The organism is uncultured Erythrobacter sp. (genome assembly GCF_947499705.1).
In the GTDB taxonomy this organism is placed as follows: Bacteria; Pseudomonadota; Alphaproteobacteria; order Sphingomonadales; family Sphingomonadaceae; genus Erythrobacter.
In genome coordinates this window covers 2191380-2208017 of record NZ_CANMPJ010000001.1, presented here as the reverse complement: position 1 = coordinate 2208017, position 16638 = coordinate 2191380, and the positions used below count along the sequence as shown (strand labels likewise).

The following is a 16638-nucleotide window of genomic DNA, read 5'->3' as shown; positions in this document are numbered from 1 at the left end:
GGTTCATCCAGTCAGATGGGTGAACCCACGTCCCACCGAAATCAGCGGGTCTTCGGGGTTATCATGCTCGACATAGAAGCGTTCAATCCCGGCCTTTTCGGCGATCGGCAGCAGTGTCTTGAAGTCGATCACGCCGTCACCGACTGATACCATTTCGCCCGCTTCATTGCGGTCTTTGATGTGGCATGAGGTGAAACGGCCCGGAGCGCTTTCGAAGATTGCGAGAGGGTCCTTGCCCGCTTCGGCCACCCAGAAGAAATCGAGCTCCATGGTGACCAGTTCAGGGTCAGTGCGTTCCAGCAGAATGTCGTAGCCGGTCGTTCCGTCCTGTTCGATGAACTCAAATTCGTGGTTGTGGTAGCCAATCATCTTGCCCGCCGCCTTGGCTTCACCGCCGCGCTCGTTGAGCAGGTCTGCGAGCGCGCGGTACCTATCGGGCGTGCGTTCTTCCTCAGGAATCCAGCCTAGATAGAGGTTTGATTGGCCCAGAATATCAGCGTCTTCGAGCGAAGGTCCGATCCCGTCCTGAAGCTCGGGCAAGCGGATATGCGCAGATCGGCTGACCAGTCCCAGGTCGGACATGATGGCTCGAATATCGGCGGCCTTGTGCTCGAACAGGCCGGCGGTCTCACAGTCTTTCACGCCGATCTCTGCGAGCGCTTCAAGTGTTCCACGCGCGTCGCGCTCGAACAGGTCCCTCACCGTGTAGAGTTGGACACCAAGCAATTCGGTATAGCTTGGGGCGGCGGCGGCCTCCTCAGGCGCTGTCTCGCCAGCGCCGGTGCAGCCCGCGAGCGCAGCCATCGAAGCGAACGACGTCCCTGCCACGAAAGTGCGGCGGTCGGTGCGGATCATCATGCGAGAGTTCCTTCTTTCATGCGCCCAGCGGCATAGTCGACGGCGCGTGCGGTCAGCGCCATGAATGTGAGCGACGGGTTCTGGCAGGCTACCGAGGCAAAGGCCGAACCGTCCGTGGCGAACACATTCGGCACGTCGTGGCACTGGTTGAACCTGTTTAGCACCGACTCGCTTGGGTCGTTGCCCATCCGCGCGCCGCCCATTTCGTGGATGCAATGACCCGGAATGGCTTCGCCTTCGAAGGGCTCGATGTCGACCGCACCCGCGGCCTCCAGCATCGCGACCGCGTCGTTCTTCATCGCCACGCGCATCTTCTTCTCATTCTCGCCCCAGCGCACATCCATGTGCACTTGCGGAATACCCAGCGGGTCCGTCTTCGTAGGGTGCAGGGTCACGCGATTATCCGCGCTTGGCAGGTGCTCGCCAAACGCTTGGAGCCGCAGGTACCAATCGCCGGGCTGGCGCAGCTCTTCTTTCAGGCCGGAGCCGAAATTGCTGCCGCCCAAAGCCCGCGTCCAAGAGCCACGACTGCTGGAGCCCTGATAGCCGAAGCCTCGCAGAAATTCGCCATCGGTGCGATTGTCGAGGTTGCTGTAGCGCGCGACATAGATGCCGTTGGGACGCCGACCGACAAAGTAGTCTTCCTCGAATCCCGGCATCCGGCCCATCGCCCCGATGCGAGTGTGATGATCCATGATGTATTGGCCCAGCACTCCGCTGGAATTGGCGAAGCCGTTCGGGAATCTGTCCGAGGTCGAATTGAGCATCACTTGCAGCGTGCCAACTGTCGATGCGCACAGGAAGATCACCTTGGCGGTGATGTCCTGCCGCTCCTTGGTCTGGCGATTCACCACCGTGACGCCTGTGGCACGGTTGGTGGCGGGATCGTACAGAATCCGCTCGACCATACTGTCGGGCATGAGCGTCATATTGCCGGTTTTCTCAGCTGCAGGCAGGGCTCCAGCAACGCTGGAGTAATACCCGCCATAAGAGCATCCGCGCTCGCATTGATTGCGGAATTGGCAAGTGCCACGGCCCAGCGACATTTGCTCTTCGGTTGGCTGCGTCAGGTGCGCTGCGCGTCCGATCATGAAGCGGCGATCAGGGAAGGCGGATTCGATCCCGGTCTTCGCGGCCTTTTCGACGCAGGTCATGTCCATCGGCGGCTGGAAGATGCTGTCGGGCAGCTGCGGCAGTCCTTCTGCCGAGCCGCTGATGCCGACAAAGCGTTCGACATGCTCGTACCAGGGCACAAGGTCGGCATAGCGGATTGGCCAATCGTTGCCGTTTCCGTCCGCCTTGTTCGCGCTGAAGTCCATCTCGCTCCAGCGATAGCTCTGGCGCGCCCACATCAGCGATTTGCCGCCTACATGATCGCCGCGCAGCCATGTGAATGGCGCATCCTCAGCTTCCGAATAGGGGTTCTCGCGGTCGTTGATGAAGAAGTTGCGCGTGCTTTCGCGAAACGCGTAACATGTGCTTTGCTTGTGATAATCACTATCCGCCAGCTTCGGGTCGACGCGGTCGCGGAACTCCATGTCCCACGGTTCCTTGTTCTCGCCGACATAGTCGACTCCGCGTTCGGTCTTCTTGCCACGTTCGAGGACCAGCGTCTTCATTCCGCGTTCGCAGAATTCCTTCGCCGCAAAGCCTCCGGACATGCCGGAGCCGACAACGATGACATCAAAATTTTCAGTGCCAGACATAAAGTTCAGTCATCCATTCTGGGGAGGTCTTCAGACGCCGCGATCAAGCCACGCGCGGCCAACTTCGCTGAGCGGAACGCAGCCGTCGTAGCGGCCGGGCAGCTCTTCGTAAGAAAGCTCTTCGGTCGCCACTTCCGAGGTGTAGAAACCGAAAATCGTCATATCGCGCAGCTGCTGGAATGTGGCTTTGCCCGCGTCGGCATCATCGGCACTTGCAAGGCCGGATAGGATATCATCCTGCTGCTCCGGACTAGCTGCTGCGAAACCGGCGTCACCGATTGCATCGAGGCCCATAGCAAACGCGGATTGCTGGTCCTCGGAAAAGTGCTTCTCGAACAGCGCAGCGATGTATTCCGGGACTTTCGCTGCGAGCGCGCCTCCGGTGTCAGTCGCGGGAATGATCCGGTCACTGATGGCGGAGATGAGGTCCATCTTCTCCGTCAGAGAGGCAGGCATTGACGAACACCCGCCAAGACTGGCGAGCGAAGGCAGAATGATCGCTGCCCCCGCGACGGTCACGCTCCCGCGCAGCAGAGATCGGCGATCCATCGAAGGTGTGTCGGTTGTAATCATCATGCCTGCTCCGCAGAATTTTCGAGGTGTCTTCGAGCAAGGTAGAGTGCGGCGAATACGGCGATCAGCACTGCCGGGAAGTAGACGAGCTGAGACAGTGCACCTTGTCCTGCCGCTACTTCGACTGCAGTGCCCTCGAGCCCGCTTGCCTCGGCGCTGGTTCTTGCGCTGTCGATCCACCCCCCGATGATCGGGTTCCAGATCGTCAAGGCAAACATACCCGCAGCTCCAACTAGGCTCATGCCCAAGGCACCGGAGCGCGGCACATATTGGGCGGTGACGCCGATCATTGTTGGCCAGAAGTAGCATACGCCGACAGCGAAAATGATCGCCGATACATACACCATTGCCCCGCTTGCCGATGCCATCAGGAACAGACCGATTGTTGTCATCACAGCGCTCATCAACAACACGCCGAGCGGGTTGAGCGCGTGGATGAGCGGCCCCGCGAAATAGCGACCGACAGCCATGATCCCTGTCACCATGCCCAGCACAATCATCGCCTGTCCCGGGAGATTGCCGAGTTGTGCGCCGAGAATGCGATCAACCCATTGCTGAGTTCCCAGCTCTGATGTGGATGTGACGCTCATCACTGCCATCAGCACGATCAAGAGCAGCGCATCGCGCGCTCGCCCTGCACGGAACAGCATCAACATGAAGGTCAGTCCGAGCACCAGGAGCAGCGGAAGCACAAATGTGCCGGGCAGGCCAGATACGAGACTGTTTGGCGTGCCGATCAGAACTAGAAGGCCGAGAATGGCGCTCATCAGAAAGACGCCTTTGGAATCCAGATCGACAGTCCGCTCGCTCTCCGGAACATCCGGGAAGCGTGTGGTGAAAATCATGACGCCATAAATCACTGTCGGGATCAGCATCACCGCGATTTGCGGCTGCCAGCCAATTCCAGCATTGGTCATCGCGTAAGAAACAACTGCACCGATCACGATCCCACCGGGGAACCAGACATGGAAGCGGTTCAGCCACTTCGTTTTTTCTTCTTTATAGAGGTCAGCGACCAGCGGATTGCACGCGGCCTCTACTGAGCCGTTGGCGAAACCGATAAAGAAAGTGGAGATCAGCAAGCCCAGAAAGCCATCCGCAACAATGGTCAGAACAAGCCCAAGAACGTGACCGACAAATGCCAGGATCATGATCAGGCGCGGGCCGAGCTTGTTGTAGAGGAAGCCGAAGACAACCATCGCCAATGGGAAGCCCAGGAAGGCCATGCTATTCACCCAGCCGAGCTGGGTATCGCTCAACGCGAACTCGTCTGACAGCTGTGTCAGGATGCCCGCGCGGATCGCGAAGGTCATGGCCGTTACGATCAGCGAGATGCAACTGAGCCAGAACAGCCTGTTTCGCTGGGTTTCGGACGGCGCGAACGCTTCCATTGATGCAGTTGCCATAAATCCCTCTCCCGACTTGGCGTCAGGTTTCTTTTGGCGGTGCGATCCCGAGGGCCCGCTCTATGATTGCTTGATCGACATCACCGCCCGCGAAATCGTCGAACGCGTATTCGGTGGGTTTGATGATGTGCTCGGCGATGAACGGTGCGCCTTCGGCTGCGCCTTGCTCGGGGTGCTTGAGGCAGCACTCCCATTCGAGCACGGCCCAGCCATCGAAGCCGTATTGCGTCAGCTTGCTGAAAATCTGTTTGAAATCGACTTGTCCGTCGCCCAGTGAACGGAACCGTCCTGCACGGTCTTGCCATCCTTGATAGCCGCCATAGACGCCGGTGCGCGCATCGGGGCGGAACTCCGCATCCTTGACGTGAAACGCCTTGATGCGCGGGTGGTAGCGATCGATAAACGCGAGATAGTCGAGCTGTTGCAGCACGAAATGGCTCGGGTCGAACAGGATGTTCGCCCGCGGATGATCATCGACTGCGGCCAGGAATGCTTCGAAGCTCGCGCCGTCATGAAGGTCTTCACCCGGGTGGATTTCGTAAGCCACGTCGATGCCGTTCTCGTCAAACACATCGAGGATGGGCTTCCAGCGCTTGGCTAGCTCAGCAAACCCGGCTTCGACCAGACCCGCTGGCCGCTGAGGCCACGGATAGACCAGGTGCCACATCAGCGCGCCGGGGAAGCTTGGGACTGATTTCAAGCCTAGCCGCCGCGACGCGATAGCCGCTTTCTTCATCTGATCGACAGCCCATTCCTGACGCGCTGCTGGCTTGCCTCGCAGTTCAGGCGGGGCGAAGCCATCGAACAGGTCGTCATAGGCAGGATGCACCGCGACCAATTGCCCCTGAAGGTGCGTGGCCAGCTCGGTGATCTCCAGCCCGTGCTCAGCGCATTTGCCCTTCAGCTCATCGCAATAATCCTGGCTTTCGGCGGCCAGATCGAGATCCATGCAGCGAATGTCGTTCGACGGAATCTGTATGCCTTTGTATCCGAGCGACGACACCCACGCGCTGATATTGTCGAGCGTGTTGAACGGGGCGGTGTCGCCCATGAACTGCGCGAGGAAGATGGCGGGGCCACGGAGTTCCTTCATGCCAATAATCCCTTTTTATCCGCGCCAGCCGAGGGCGCTTTGATATCAATCCATGCGCCGCCATTGGCGCTGCTTGCGACTGCCGCTTCGAGGAAAGCCATGCCGCGCAGAGCCTCGGCCATTCCGGGCACACCAAGTGATGCGGGTGAAACATCATCGCGGATCGCGCGGGCGAAGTTGCGGTAGAGGTTGGCGAAGGCCTCAACGTATCCCTCGGGATGGCCCGATGGAAGTCGGCAGCGCGCAAGAGCCTCGTCGCAGAGCGGTTTGTCTACGCCTGCCCGGTGGATCAAGACGCCGCTCCCGCGCCTTTCGATCAGAGAGTTTGGTTCCATCTGACGCCATTCGAGGCTGGCGTTTGAGCCGTAAATGCGAATGGCAAGATCGTTCTCGTCGCCTGCACAAATCTGGCTGGAGATGAGCGATCCGGTTGCGCCGTTCTCGAGCGTGAAGTGGATCTCGCCGTCATCGTCGAGCGTACGGTCCGGGAAATGGCTGCGTAAATGCGCGGACAAAGCGTTCATTCGCGAACCGCTGATGAATTCGGCCAGCGAGTGCGCATGGCTGCCGATATCGCCCAGCGCACCTGCTGGACCGGCCAGAGCCGGATCGACTCGCCACGCGGCCTGCTTGTTTCCGGCTTCCGCTTGCTGCGCGAGCCATCCCTGCGTGTATTGCACGTGCACCTTGCGGATCGCGCCGAATTCGGGCTGACTGGCGATGTGCCGTGCCTGCCACACCATCGGATAGCCGAGATAGGTGTGCGTCAGGCCGTATTGAGTGCCGGTTCGTTCAAGTGTCGAGGCCAGCGCCTCGACCTCGGCAAGCGAGACGCCAGCGGGTTTGTCGGACATCACGTGCAGCCCAGCCTCCGCTGCCTGTCTCGCCATCGGAACATGGGTGTGGTTTGGCGTCACGATTGAGACGCATTGCATCGCGCGTGCGTGCTGGCCGCTCGCAATGTCGCGCTCGCAATTGATCATCGCTTCGTGGTCAGGATAACAGCGATCGTCGGCGAGACCGAGCGAACGGCCCGTTTCCAGACAATTGCTGAAGTCACGGCTGAAGGCCCCGCAAACGAGATCGATCTCGCTGTCGAGTGCAGCCGCCATCCGGTGCACGGCGCCGATAAATGCACCGTTCCCGCCGCCAACCATGCCCATTCGCATGCGCGCTGACATCAAATTCCCCTCCAGACGTCGTGACCGTGATGCGCCATCTTGTCTTACGTTGTCAATTTGTATTACTGATTGTCATAGGGCGTCAAGGGAAGCGTCTGTGGAGGACGCGAAAACAATTGAGCGGCGTGTGATTGACTTCGTCAGGCTGCGTGCGATTTTGTTGGCGGGATAGAGGAGTGATGGGGTGGCCGCTGGCGACGCCGCGAAATCGATCAATCATGTTGTTGTTGTCGGAGGCGGCACGGCGGGATGGATGACGGCTGCCGGTCTTGCGAGCATGCTCGGGCCTACGGGACTTCAAATCACACTGATTGAATCCGAGGCCATTGGTGTGGTGGGTGTTGGCGAAGCAACACTGCCGCATATCAAGCTGTTCAATGACACGATCGGCGTGGACGAAGCCGAGTTCATGGCGGCAACCTCTGCGACCTTCAAATTGGGCATCGAATTCGTCAATTGGGGCCGCAAAGGCGACAGCTACATTCACCCGTTCGGCGAGTTCGGATTGCCTAATGAGGGCGTGGCCTTCCACCAGTACTGGCGCAAATTTGCGGGTGATCCGTCGGTTGGCCCGCTCGACGATTATTCGCTGCCAGTGATCGCCTGCCGCAAGGGCAAGTTCCAACCACCCAGCGAAGACCCGCGTTCAGTGCTTTCGACCTACCGCTACGCCTATCAATTCGATGCGCTCCAATATGCGCCCTTCATGCGCGCCCATGCGGAAAAGCGCGGCGTGACTCGGCTTGAAGGCAAGGTTGTCGATGTGGCGCTTGATGGCGAAAGTGGGTGCGTTGAATCGCTAAAGCTGGATGATGGACGCGAAGTTGCTGGAGACCTGTTTGTCGATTGCACCGGGTTCTTCGGCCTGTTGATCGAGAAGCAATTGCAGGCCGGATACGATGACTGGAGCGAATACCTACCCGCAGATCGCGCTGTAGCGGTCCCTTGCAAGAGTGCCGGTCCCTTGTTGCCCTATACGCGGGCCACGGCGCATAGCGCGGGTTGGAGCTGGCGCATTCCGCTTCAACATCGCACCGGCAACGGGCACGTCTATTCGAGCCAGTTTCTTTCCGATGATGAGGCCTGCGACACGCTGCTCGATGGGCTTGAAGGCGAACGATTGGCCGACCCGCGCTTCCTGAAATTTGTCACCGGGAAGCGGCGGAAGTTGTGGGACAGGAATGTCGTCGCGATCGGACTATCAGGCGGCTTCCTCGAACCGCTCGAATCCACCAGCATCTATCTGATCCAGGAAGGTATCTCGAAGCTGCTTGAGCTGTTTCCCGAGACCCATGATTGTCCGGTCGAGATCGAGGAATACAATCGCTGGATGGACCTGCAGTTCGAGCGAGTCCGCGATTTCCTGATCCTGCATTACCACGCCACCGAGCGCGACGATTCCGAATTCTGGAACCACATGCGGACCATGCCCGTGCCTGACAGCCTGAACGAGCGGCTCGAACTGTTCCGCGCGCACGGCCACGTGTCAGCCTACGAACACGGGCTGTTCCTCATACCCAGCTGGATCGCAGTCCTGATCGGACAGCGCATTCTGCCCAATGGATATGACAGCAGGGTCGATGGCGTGCCAGACGATCAAGTTCGAGGGCATCTCGCGGGACTGCGCGGCCATATGGAAAAGGCAGCGGCGTCGATGGATGACCACGCGGCCTATCTCGGCCGGTTGGCGACGATGAGCAACGCGGCATGAGCGGCGAGCGAATTTGCGTTGTGGGTCCCGAACACCGGGTCGCTATCATTGGTGCGATTCTGGCCCGGCGCTGGTCGGGTGACGGACGTGAATTGCTGCTCGCTCCGAACTGCGAGGCAAGCGACCGCGAAACGATCATCGCAAGGCCGGATCACGTCAGAGTTCATGCCGAGCTAGGCCTGCCGCCTGACATGCTTGTGCAGAATGCAGGCGCGGTTCCAGTCCTCGCGGTCAAAGTCGATAGCGCCGCGGGCAGCTTGACACTGCCCTTTTCGCCGTTTGGCATGGCCCGATTTGGGGTCGAATTTCATCACTTCTGGCAGCGCGCCGACGCATCAAAGTGCCAACCCGATCTAACTGAATTTTCGCTGGCCTTGGCGCTGGAACACGCGGCAGACCGTCCAAGTCTTGCTGCGCTCTCTAAGCTTCCCCTGCAAAATGGTCTCAGGCTGGATCGAGCAAAGTATTCCGCGCTCCTGATGAAGGCGGCGGTGTCCAACGGAGCGAGGGTCGTTGCCGAGCCTTCAACTGAGGATTTGACGATTGATTGCGGATCTAACGGCAAGGGTTCGGAATGGGCGGGAGGCCTACTCTCAGTCGCGACAGACAGCGATGTTCCCGGGCTCGATTGGCAGATTTGCGTGAATGCGGCTCGCCGCTTGCTCGGTCTGGTGCCGCATTTGAGTGATTGCGAGAATGAACGGCGTGAATACACCCGGCTGGCTGCAGAAGAGGCGGGCAGGATCGCCGATATGCGCGCGCTTTTGACCGATCCAGACCCGGGAAATACCGCAAGTCACGCGCTCAAGCGGAAGATCGACGTGTTCACCGCTTGCGGCCGAATTCCGACCGAAGACTTCGAGGTTTTTGGCCAGCCGGAATGGCTTGCCGCGCTTTGGGGCAGGGGCCTGCGTCCCCGGCGGTTTGATCGGATGGCCAAGGCCATGCCTGAAGACGACTTGCATCGCTGGCTCTCGTCGCTTCGGAGTCAGATCGTCGAGATTACCAATCAGGTATCGCGGCAAAGGCAGGTGGCATGAAAAGCAATCCTGTAAAGCGCGTGGTCATCGCAGGCGGCGGAACTGCTGGATGGATGACGGCGGCGGCACTCTCCAAACTGCTCGGCCCGGCTGGCATCACGATCACGCTGATTGAATCCGAAGCTATCGGGACAGTCGGCGTCGGCGAAGCGACCATTCCGCCCATCGCTAAGTTCAACACGCAGCTGGGGATCGACGAGCATCAGTTCGTCCGCGAGACGCAGGCGACCTTCAAGCTTGGGATCGAGTTCAACGATTGGGGCGGGCTGGGCGAAAGCTACTTCCACCCGTTCGGGCGCTATGGCTTCGATCTGGAAGGATTGGACTTCCACCAATACTGGATGAGGCTGCGCGAGCAGGGCGATCAAAGCGGTTTGGCCGACTATTCGCTGAACACGCTGGCTGCCTATTCGGCGAAATTCCTGAAGCCCGAGCCTGATCACGGGCAGGTTATCGGACAACTGGGCTACGCCTACCACTTCGACGCATCGCTCTATGCGGCCTTTCTGCGCAAGTTTGCCGAGGCAAAGGGGGCGACCCGCATTGAAGGCAGAATCGAGCAAGTTGAACAGGATACAGAAACTGGTCTGATCACGGCTCTGAAACTGGATCATGACCGGCAAGTCGAAGGCGATCTCTTCATCGACTGCACCGGGTTTCGTGGCCTGCTGATTGGGCAGGCAATGGGTTCCGAATATCGCGACTGGAGCCATTGGCTTCCGTGCAATCGTGCGGTGGCGGTCGCCTGTGAGAAGCAGGGTGATCCGGTCCCCTACACCCGCTCGACTGCGCGCAAGGCTGGTTGGCAATGGCGCATCCCTTTGCAGCATCGCACCGGCAATGGTCACGTCTATTGCGACGCGCATATGTCGGCTGAAGAAGCCGAAGAGACTTTGCTCGCGAACCTCGATGGCGCGCCTGTCAGCTCACCCAATCACCTGCGTTTCCAGACGGGACACCGCGCGAGCTTCTGGTCCGGAAATTGCGTGGCGATCGGCTTGTCCTCAGGCTTTCTGGAGCCCCTGGAATCGACGAGCATTCATCTGATTCACATGGGCATTGCCAAGCTGGTTTCGCTGTTCCCCGGAGCCATCGACGCTCCGTTTGAGCGCGGCGAATATAACCGCTTGATGACCGATGATTTTACGCATGTGCGCGACTTCCTGATCCTCCATTACAAGGCGACCAACCGCAATGACGCACCGTTCTGGGACTATGTGCGCGAGATGAGCATTCCAGACAGTCTCACACAGAAAATGGACCTGCTGCGGTCGCGCGGGCGGTTTTTCAAATACGACGCGGAATTGTTCGATCTCACCAGTTGGCTGGCAGTGGCCGAAGGGCAGGGGTGGGGACCGGAAGGCCATAGTCCAATCGCCGATGCAATTGGCGACGACAATCTCACGCAGAGCCTTGCCAATATGCGCGGCGTCTACGCCAAGACTGTCGCGGCAATGCCTACGCATCAGGCCTATATCGACCGCTTCTGCAGGGCCGAGCCGGTCGCGATCCGGGCGAGCGCTTCATGAACCCGCATCTGCTCGACCGCGTTGTCATCGTCGGCGGAGGGACCGCCGGATGGATGGCCGCTGCGGCGCTTGGTCACATGCTAGAAGGCTCGCCGACAAAAGTCACATTGATCGAGTCCGAAGCCATCGGCACGGTGGGCGTGGGCGAGGCCACCATCCCGCCCATCATCGCCTTCAACACCATGCTCGGGATCGATGAGGACGAATTCGTCCGCGAGACCAATGCGACCTTCAAGCTCGGCATCGAATTCGTTGACTGGTTTGAAAAGGGCCACAGCTACATTCACCCGTTCGGTGATTTCGGGCGAGATTTCGATGCGATCCCGTTCTACCAATACTGGCTCCATCGCAATCTGGCGGGCGAAAAGGACGATCTGTTTGCCTACTCCCTGATGGTCGAGGCATGCCGACGCGAAAAGTTCATGCGCCCGCTGAGCGACCGCCCGCAATCGGCCTATGCCGGGATCAACTACGCGTTCCAGTTCGACGCCTCGCTCTACGCTGCTTTCCTGCGCCGCTTTGCCGAGGGCAAGGACGTTGAGCGGGTCGAGGGTCGGATCGAGAGCGTCGCGCAGGATGGCGAGACAGGTCATGTGACCAGCGTCACCTTGGAAAACGGCGAGCAGGTCGGCGGCGACTTCTTCATCGATTGCTCGGGCTTTCGCGGGCTCCTGATCGAGCAAACCTTGGAGACCGGCTACGAAGACTGGCGCAAATGGCTGCCATGTGACCGAGCCATCGCGATCCCCTGTGAGAAGGCCGAGTATCCGGTCCCTTATACCCGGGCGACGGCGCGAGATGCGGGCTGGCAATGGCGGATCCCGTTGCAGCACCGAACGGGCAACGGTCACGTCTATTGCAGCGAGTTCATGGACGACGAAACCGCAGAGCAAGTGTTGCGCGACAATCTTGACGGAGCTCCATTGGCGGACGCTAATCGCCTCCGCTTTGTGACCGGCCACCGCAAGCAATTCTGGAATGGCAATGTCCTGGCGCTTGGACTGGCTGCCGGTTTTATGGAGCCGCTTGAGTCGACCAGTATCCATCTGGTTCAGACCAGCCTCGCGCGCTTGCTGACGCACTTCCCGGACAAGCGTTTTAACCCCTCGGACATCGAGGCGTTCAATGCCCGCACGCTCAAGGAATATGTGCGGGTGCGCGATTTCCTGGTGCTCCACTACACCGCGACCAAGCGCGACGACACGCCGTTTTGGCGGCATTGCCAGACGATTGAACGACCTGATGAGTTGACCCGCCGTATCGAGCAATTCCGCGAAGGGGGGCGCATTTTCGAAGAACCCAACGATATCTTCGGCACCGCTAGCTGGCTTGCAGTGATGTACGGACAGGGCGTTGAACCGGTCGCGACAAACCCGCTGATCGCGAAGGTGCCAATGGCCAAAATCGACTCGGCAATTCGGCAGATTGGATCGACAATTGATAACGCGGCCAGTGATATGCCCACACACCGTGAGTTTATCGAGAAAAATTGTGCAGCAAAAATAGTGATTTAAATATTGGGTGATGCGGATTGGCCTCAAATCCACAGCGATTGACAATCTGAGTTGACAACGTTGTCCAATTGAGGTCAAATCACCCTAGATAGACTTGTGTGACCCCTGAACGGGGCACCTTGGGAGGGGAAAAACTGGTGAAACTGTCTCGCGCTTGCGCCGCTGGCGGCGTTGTATCGAAGTCCTTGCTTTCGGGCGTTTCCACACTTGGACTGTTGGCTGCGGCACCCGCCGTCGCGCAGGATCAACCGGATGCTGATGAGCCGGAAACGGCCGAGCCGGTCGAAGAAGGCGAACTGATCATTGTCACCGGCATTCGGGCGTCGCTGGAAAGCGCGCAGAATGTAAAGCGCAACGCCGACACATTCGTCGATGTGATCACCGCATCGGACATTGGCGCTTTGCCGGATCGTTCTGTGTCCGAGGCCCTGCAACGCGTTCCGGGCGTCAGCGTCCTTCGCTTCGCCGGTCCTAACGATCCCGATCACTTCGCTGTTGAAGGTAGCGGGGTTGTTATCCGCGGCCTGCCGTTCGTGCGTTCGGAATTGAACGGACGCGATGTGTTCGCAGCCAATTCCGGCGGCGTACTGGGCTTCGAAGATGTTTCGCCCGAACTGCTCGGCAGCGTGGTCGTTTTCAAGAACTCCTCGGCTGACCTGATTGAAGGCGGCGCAGCCGGCACCATCGATCTCCGCACGCGTCTGCCATTCGATCAGGGCGGGCAGGTGATCGCAGCGAGCGTCGAAGCTCAGCTGACCGACTTTGCAGATGAGGTAACGCCTGGTGGCTCGTTCCTCTATTCGAACACTTGGGATGTAGGCGGTGGCACCTTCGGTCTGCTCGGCAACATCTCCTACAACCGACTGAAGTCGCGTGGTGACGGCACCGGTATTGCGGATTTCCGGGACAACGATCCCGGCCCACTGCTGAACGATCCTTCGGACGATTCCAACTTCATCACCGATGCCAATGGCAACCCGCTTTTCATTCCGTCAGGCGGCAGCATCCGCACGCAGGAATTCGATCGCGAACGCCTTTCGATCGCGGCAGCGGCGCAATATGAAAGCGCCGATGGCCGCTGGCTGGCCACAGCACAGTTCCTTCGGTCAGACTCGACCCTGCTTTGGGGTGAGAACGTCATCGAAACCGCTGCGGATGGCGCAGCGCGCTCCCGTCCGGGTCTCGATCGTTCGGATTTCGTTTTCGACGATGACGGAGTGTTCACTGCCGGTACGATCACCGACAACTCGCAATGGCGCGGGCCGAATGTCGGTGGCTACCTCGCGCCCAATGGCGGACAGCAGATCAACCTCTATCGTGAGCGTCTGGAAGAGGACATCACCAACGATTACGGGTTCAATCTCAAGTTTTCGGCCACGGACAATCTGCGGTTCAACTTCGACGCGCAGTATATCGATTCCACGTCGGACGTTTTCGATCTCACGGTACACACCAGCTTCTTCAGCCCGGTGACCATCGACTCCAGCGTTGGCAGAGTTCCGTTCGTCGGTTTCGAACCCAGCAATTCGTTTATCCGATCTGCGATGGATCACACCACCCAGAATGATGCCGAGTCTCTCGCTTTCCGCGGCGATGTCGAATACGATTTCTCTGGTGATGGCTGGCTCAAGTCTCTCCGTGCTGGTGCGCGCTATTCCGATCAGGAAATCCTGATTCGCGAATCCGACTTCAACTGGGGCAACATCTCAGAAGTTTGGACGGGCCGTGACGTAAATGGCGGAGGCGACCCGCTGGTCCGTCCGTTCGACAACCCCAATCCGGCTGTCGAGGCGGTCGTTGCTCCTCTATTTGGTCGCTACGCATTCCCGGATTATCAGCGCGGTGTCGGTGCTGGTTTCCAGGGACTGGTTCCATCCTATGCAGGACCGGGCGCAGAAGACTTCGACGGCTGGCAGGAGACGTTCAATAACGTTCTGAACGTGATCGGCGGCAGCCCAAGCGGCTGGACGCCGCTAACGGGTCGCGACGGTGTGATTGAGGGCACCCCCTTCCTCCCAAGTGAAATCGGCTCTGTGACAAGAGAGACAATTGCAGCCTATGTCCGCGCGGATTTTGGTGCAGACAATTTCCTTGGCGGCGAACTGACTGGTAATGTCGGCCTGCGCTATGTCCGCACCGACCGTTCCGTCGATACGACAACATCGGTTCGCAGTTTTGCTACGCTCTTCCCTGCGCTGGTTGATACCTCGGCGCCGGGCGATCCTACCACCAACGCATGCGATCCGGCATTCCCCGGTCGCGCCGATCCGACGTTCTCGGAACCGGCAGCCTGCGCCAATCGCGCGCAATTGCTGGCTCAATTTGGTGATGGCCAGATCATTCAGCAAAGGGTGGATGTCGACTATGACGAGTTCCTGCCCAGCTTGAACCTCAAGCTTGAGTTTGATGGCGGTCACCTGTTGCGATTTGCTGCCTCGCGTACGATGACACGCCCCGGTGTGACGCAGCTCAACGAACGGGTGCAAGTACAAGTCCTACCCGACACTTCAACGGGTATTGGCCAGCCGAACTCGTTTGGTGGTTTCAGTTCCAACGCGACCGGCAATGCTTCACTCTTGCCGCAGATATCGACCAATTTCGATCTGTCGTGGGAATGGTACTTTGGGCGCAGCAGCTCGATCACGGTTACCGGCTTCTACAAGGAAATCGATGACTTCATCGCGTTCGCTCCGGTCGAAATCGGCGCCCAGTTCGATGACCTCACGCTGCTTCGCAACACCGAAGTCAATGTCGATGAAAACGCTTCGGTGAAGGGTTTCGAGGTTGCCTATCAGCAATTCTACGACTTCCTGCCGGGCGCGTTGAGCGGGCTTGGCATGCAAGCAACCTACACGTTCATCGATTCAGAGGGTGTGGCGAACACGTTGGACCCTGCGCTTGCGAGCGATGATCCACCGACCGCGCGGTTCGACATTGATGCGGACGTGTTCCCGCGCATCTCAAGGCATAACGTGAACCTGATCGGCCTTTATGAAAAAGGCATCGTTCAGGCCCGCGTGGCGTATAACTGGCGCAGCGCGTTCCAGCTCACTCCGCGTGACGTGATTTTCCCATTCGCCTCGATTTATCAGCGAGCGAGCGGGCAGCTTGATGCGTCATTGTTCGTCGACGTAACCGAAAATCTGAAGGTCGGCGTGCAAGGCGTGAACCTGCTTGATGAGATCACGATTACAGAACAGACGATCAACGATCAGGGCTTGCGCGCACCGCGTAACTTCTTCCGCAATGATCGGCGCTATACGTTCATCTTACGAGCGAACTTCTAACTCCCGGGGAAGCACCCCAAACCGCTTCTCTCTCCTTGAATGCCCGGCCAGTGTGAACTGGTCGGGCATTTTTCGTCAGGGCTGGGGAGTACGCCGCCGCATCGAGCAAAAGACGATGAAAGCAGCTGCGACAGGTATGCCGACGCTGCCTATCAGGATCGCGGTGCCGTTCCATTGGCCTTCGCCCCAACCGGAACCGGCAAAAGCATAGGCGGCGCCCAGGATCATCTGTGTCATGCAGCACCATGCGAGCAATCTGCGCGGTTCGTGCTGTGCCGCGCCCGCGAGGATCAGAGATGCTTCCGCCAGCACCGGAACCGGGCGGCACAGCAGTGTCGCGATCAAGCCATGGCGCCGCACCCACTCGACAAAACCGGCGGGCAATGTGCGGCCCATTTTCGCGAATGCTTCGCCACCGCTGCGCCCGATTACATAGCCAATGACGCATGCCGCAGAGAGGCTGAGACCATTGACTAGCGCGGCGGGGAGAAACCCGATGCGCGTCGCAAGCAGCGTGGCGATGACACTCGATGGCGTTGGCAAAACGGGATCGCCGGCAAGCAATAGGGCCGCAACAAACGTAACCACGTGATCTCCACCATTGCCCGTCAAAAACACTTGAGCAAATTCCTCAATCTGTTTGCCAAAGAGAATGAAGGGGATAATGAATAGAGATAAATAGAGTGCGGCGTATCCGGAATATTTCAGTGTCTGACTTTGTCTCGACCGTGACATTACAA

12 protein-coding genes are annotated in these 16638 nt (G+C 59.0%); 5 read left to right on the top strand and 7 right to left on the bottom strand.

What is annotated here, in order from left to right:
• Positions 1–3 precede the first annotated feature (3 nt).
• Genes Q0837_RS10465 through Q0837_RS10440 form a run of 6 tightly spaced genes read right to left on the bottom strand, consistent with a single transcriptional unit; the run spans position 4 to position 6817 of the window.
• Entirely contained in the window at positions 4–858 is an 855-nt protein-coding gene (locus Q0837_RS10465; RefSeq protein WP_298468580.1) for a sugar phosphate isomerase/epimerase, read from the bottom strand.
• Positions 855–2564, bottom strand: a complete 1710-nt coding sequence (locus tag Q0837_RS10460) for a GMC oxidoreductase (RefSeq protein ID WP_298468578.1) — start codon at positions 2562–2564, stop codon at positions 855–857. Before Q0837_RS10460 ends, Q0837_RS10465 begins: the two co-directional genes overlap by 4 nt.
• 30 nt (positions 2565–2594) lie before the next feature.
• Positions 2595–3140 (bottom strand): gluconate 2-dehydrogenase subunit 3 family protein, encoded by a 546-nt coding sequence (locus tag Q0837_RS10455; RefSeq protein ID WP_298468575.1) that lies wholly within the window; start codon positions 3138–3140, stop codon positions 2595–2597.
• Entirely contained in the window at positions 3137–4543 is a 1407-nt protein-coding gene (locus Q0837_RS10450; protein WP_298468572.1) for a sugar MFS transporter, read from the bottom strand. Before Q0837_RS10450 ends, Q0837_RS10455 begins: the two co-directional genes overlap by 4 nt.
• A gap of 22 nt (positions 4544–4565) precedes the next feature.
• Complete coding sequence (locus Q0837_RS10445; protein ID WP_298468569.1) at positions 4566–5636, bottom strand: sugar phosphate isomerase/epimerase; 1071 nt, start codon at positions 5634–5636, stop codon at positions 4566–4568.
• The gene (locus Q0837_RS10440; RefSeq protein ID WP_298468567.1) at positions 5633–6817 is read right to left on the bottom strand and encodes a Gfo/Idh/MocA family oxidoreductase; all 1185 of its coding nucleotides are present in this window, start codon (positions 6815–6817) and stop codon (positions 5633–5635) included. The genes Q0837_RS10445 and Q0837_RS10440 overlap by 4 nt, the downstream gene beginning before the upstream one ends.
• Positions 6818–7001: 184 nt before the next feature.
• Between Q0837_RS10440 and Q0837_RS10435 the strand changes: the two genes are divergently transcribed.
• From Q0837_RS10435 to Q0837_RS10415, 5 genes are all read left to right on the top strand, one after another.
• Entirely contained in the window at positions 7002–8528 is a 1527-nt protein-coding gene (locus Q0837_RS10435; RefSeq protein ID WP_298468564.1) for a tryptophan halogenase family protein, read from the top strand.
• Positions 8525–9568 (top strand): tryptophan 7-halogenase, encoded by a 1044-nt coding sequence (locus Q0837_RS10430; RefSeq protein ID WP_298468562.1) that lies wholly within the window; start codon positions 8525–8527, stop codon positions 9566–9568. The genes Q0837_RS10435 and Q0837_RS10430 overlap by 4 nt, the downstream gene beginning before the upstream one ends.
• Entirely contained in the window at positions 9565–11097 is a 1533-nt protein-coding gene (locus tag Q0837_RS10425; protein ID WP_298468560.1) for a tryptophan halogenase family protein, read from the top strand. Before Q0837_RS10430 ends, Q0837_RS10425 begins: the two co-directional genes overlap by 4 nt.
• Positions 11094–12611 (top strand): tryptophan halogenase family protein, encoded by a 1518-nt coding sequence (locus Q0837_RS10420; RefSeq protein WP_298468557.1) that lies wholly within the window; start codon positions 11094–11096, stop codon positions 12609–12611. Before Q0837_RS10425 ends, Q0837_RS10420 begins: the two co-directional genes overlap by 4 nt.
• A gap of 137 nt (positions 12612–12748) precedes the next feature.
• Positions 12749–15898 (top strand): TonB-dependent receptor, encoded by a 3150-nt coding sequence (locus Q0837_RS10415; RefSeq protein ID WP_298468555.1) that lies wholly within the window; start codon positions 12749–12751, stop codon positions 15896–15898.
• 75 nt (positions 15899–15973) lie between these two features.
• Here Q0837_RS10415 and Q0837_RS10410 read toward each other — a convergent pair whose 3' ends face one another.
• Positions 15974–16633: a VTT domain-containing protein gene (locus tag Q0837_RS10410; protein WP_298468553.1), complete on the bottom strand. Its 660-nt coding sequence runs from the start codon at positions 16631–16633 to the stop codon at positions 15974–15976.
• Positions 16634–16638: the final 5 nt, after the last annotated feature.

What these genes read in the sequence shown, in the direction of transcription:
- Q0837_RS10450 (WP_298468572.1), bottom strand. Translation starts at nt 4,543, where the DNA reads ATGGCAACTGCATCAATGGAAGCGTTCGCGCCGTCCGAAACCCAGCGA.
- Q0837_RS10420 (WP_298468557.1), top strand. Translation starts at nt 11,094, where the DNA reads ATGAACCCGCATCTGCTCGACCGCGTTGTCATCGTCGGCGGAGGGACC.
- Q0837_RS10445 (WP_298468569.1), bottom strand. Translation starts at nt 5,636, where the DNA reads ATGAAGGAACTCCGTGGCCCCGCCATCTTCCTCGCGCAGTTCATGGGC.
- Q0837_RS10425 (WP_298468560.1), top strand. Translation starts at nt 9,565, where the DNA reads ATGAAAAGCAATCCTGTAAAGCGCGTGGTCATCGCAGGCGGCGGAACT.
- Q0837_RS10455 (WP_298468575.1), bottom strand. Translation starts at nt 3,140, where the DNA reads ATGATGATTACAACCGACACACCTTCGATGGATCGCCGATCTCTGCTG.
- Q0837_RS10460 (WP_298468578.1), bottom strand. Translation starts at nt 2,564, where the DNA reads ATGTCTGGCACTGAAAATTTTGATGTCATCGTTGTCGGCTCCGGCATG.
- Q0837_RS10430 (WP_298468562.1), top strand. Translation starts at nt 8,525, where the DNA reads ATGAGCGGCGAGCGAATTTGCGTTGTGGGTCCCGAACACCGGGTCGCT.
- Q0837_RS10440 (WP_298468567.1), bottom strand. Translation starts at nt 6,817, where the DNA reads ATGTCAGCGCGCATGCGAATGGGCATGGTTGGCGGCGGGAACGGTGCA.
- Q0837_RS10465 (WP_298468580.1), bottom strand. Translation starts at nt 858, where the DNA reads ATGATGATCCGCACCGACCGCCGCACTTTCGTGGCAGGGACGTCGTTC.
- Q0837_RS10410 (WP_298468553.1), bottom strand. Translation starts at nt 16,633, where the DNA reads ATGTCACGGTCGAGACAAAGTCAGACACTGAAATATTCCGGATACGCC.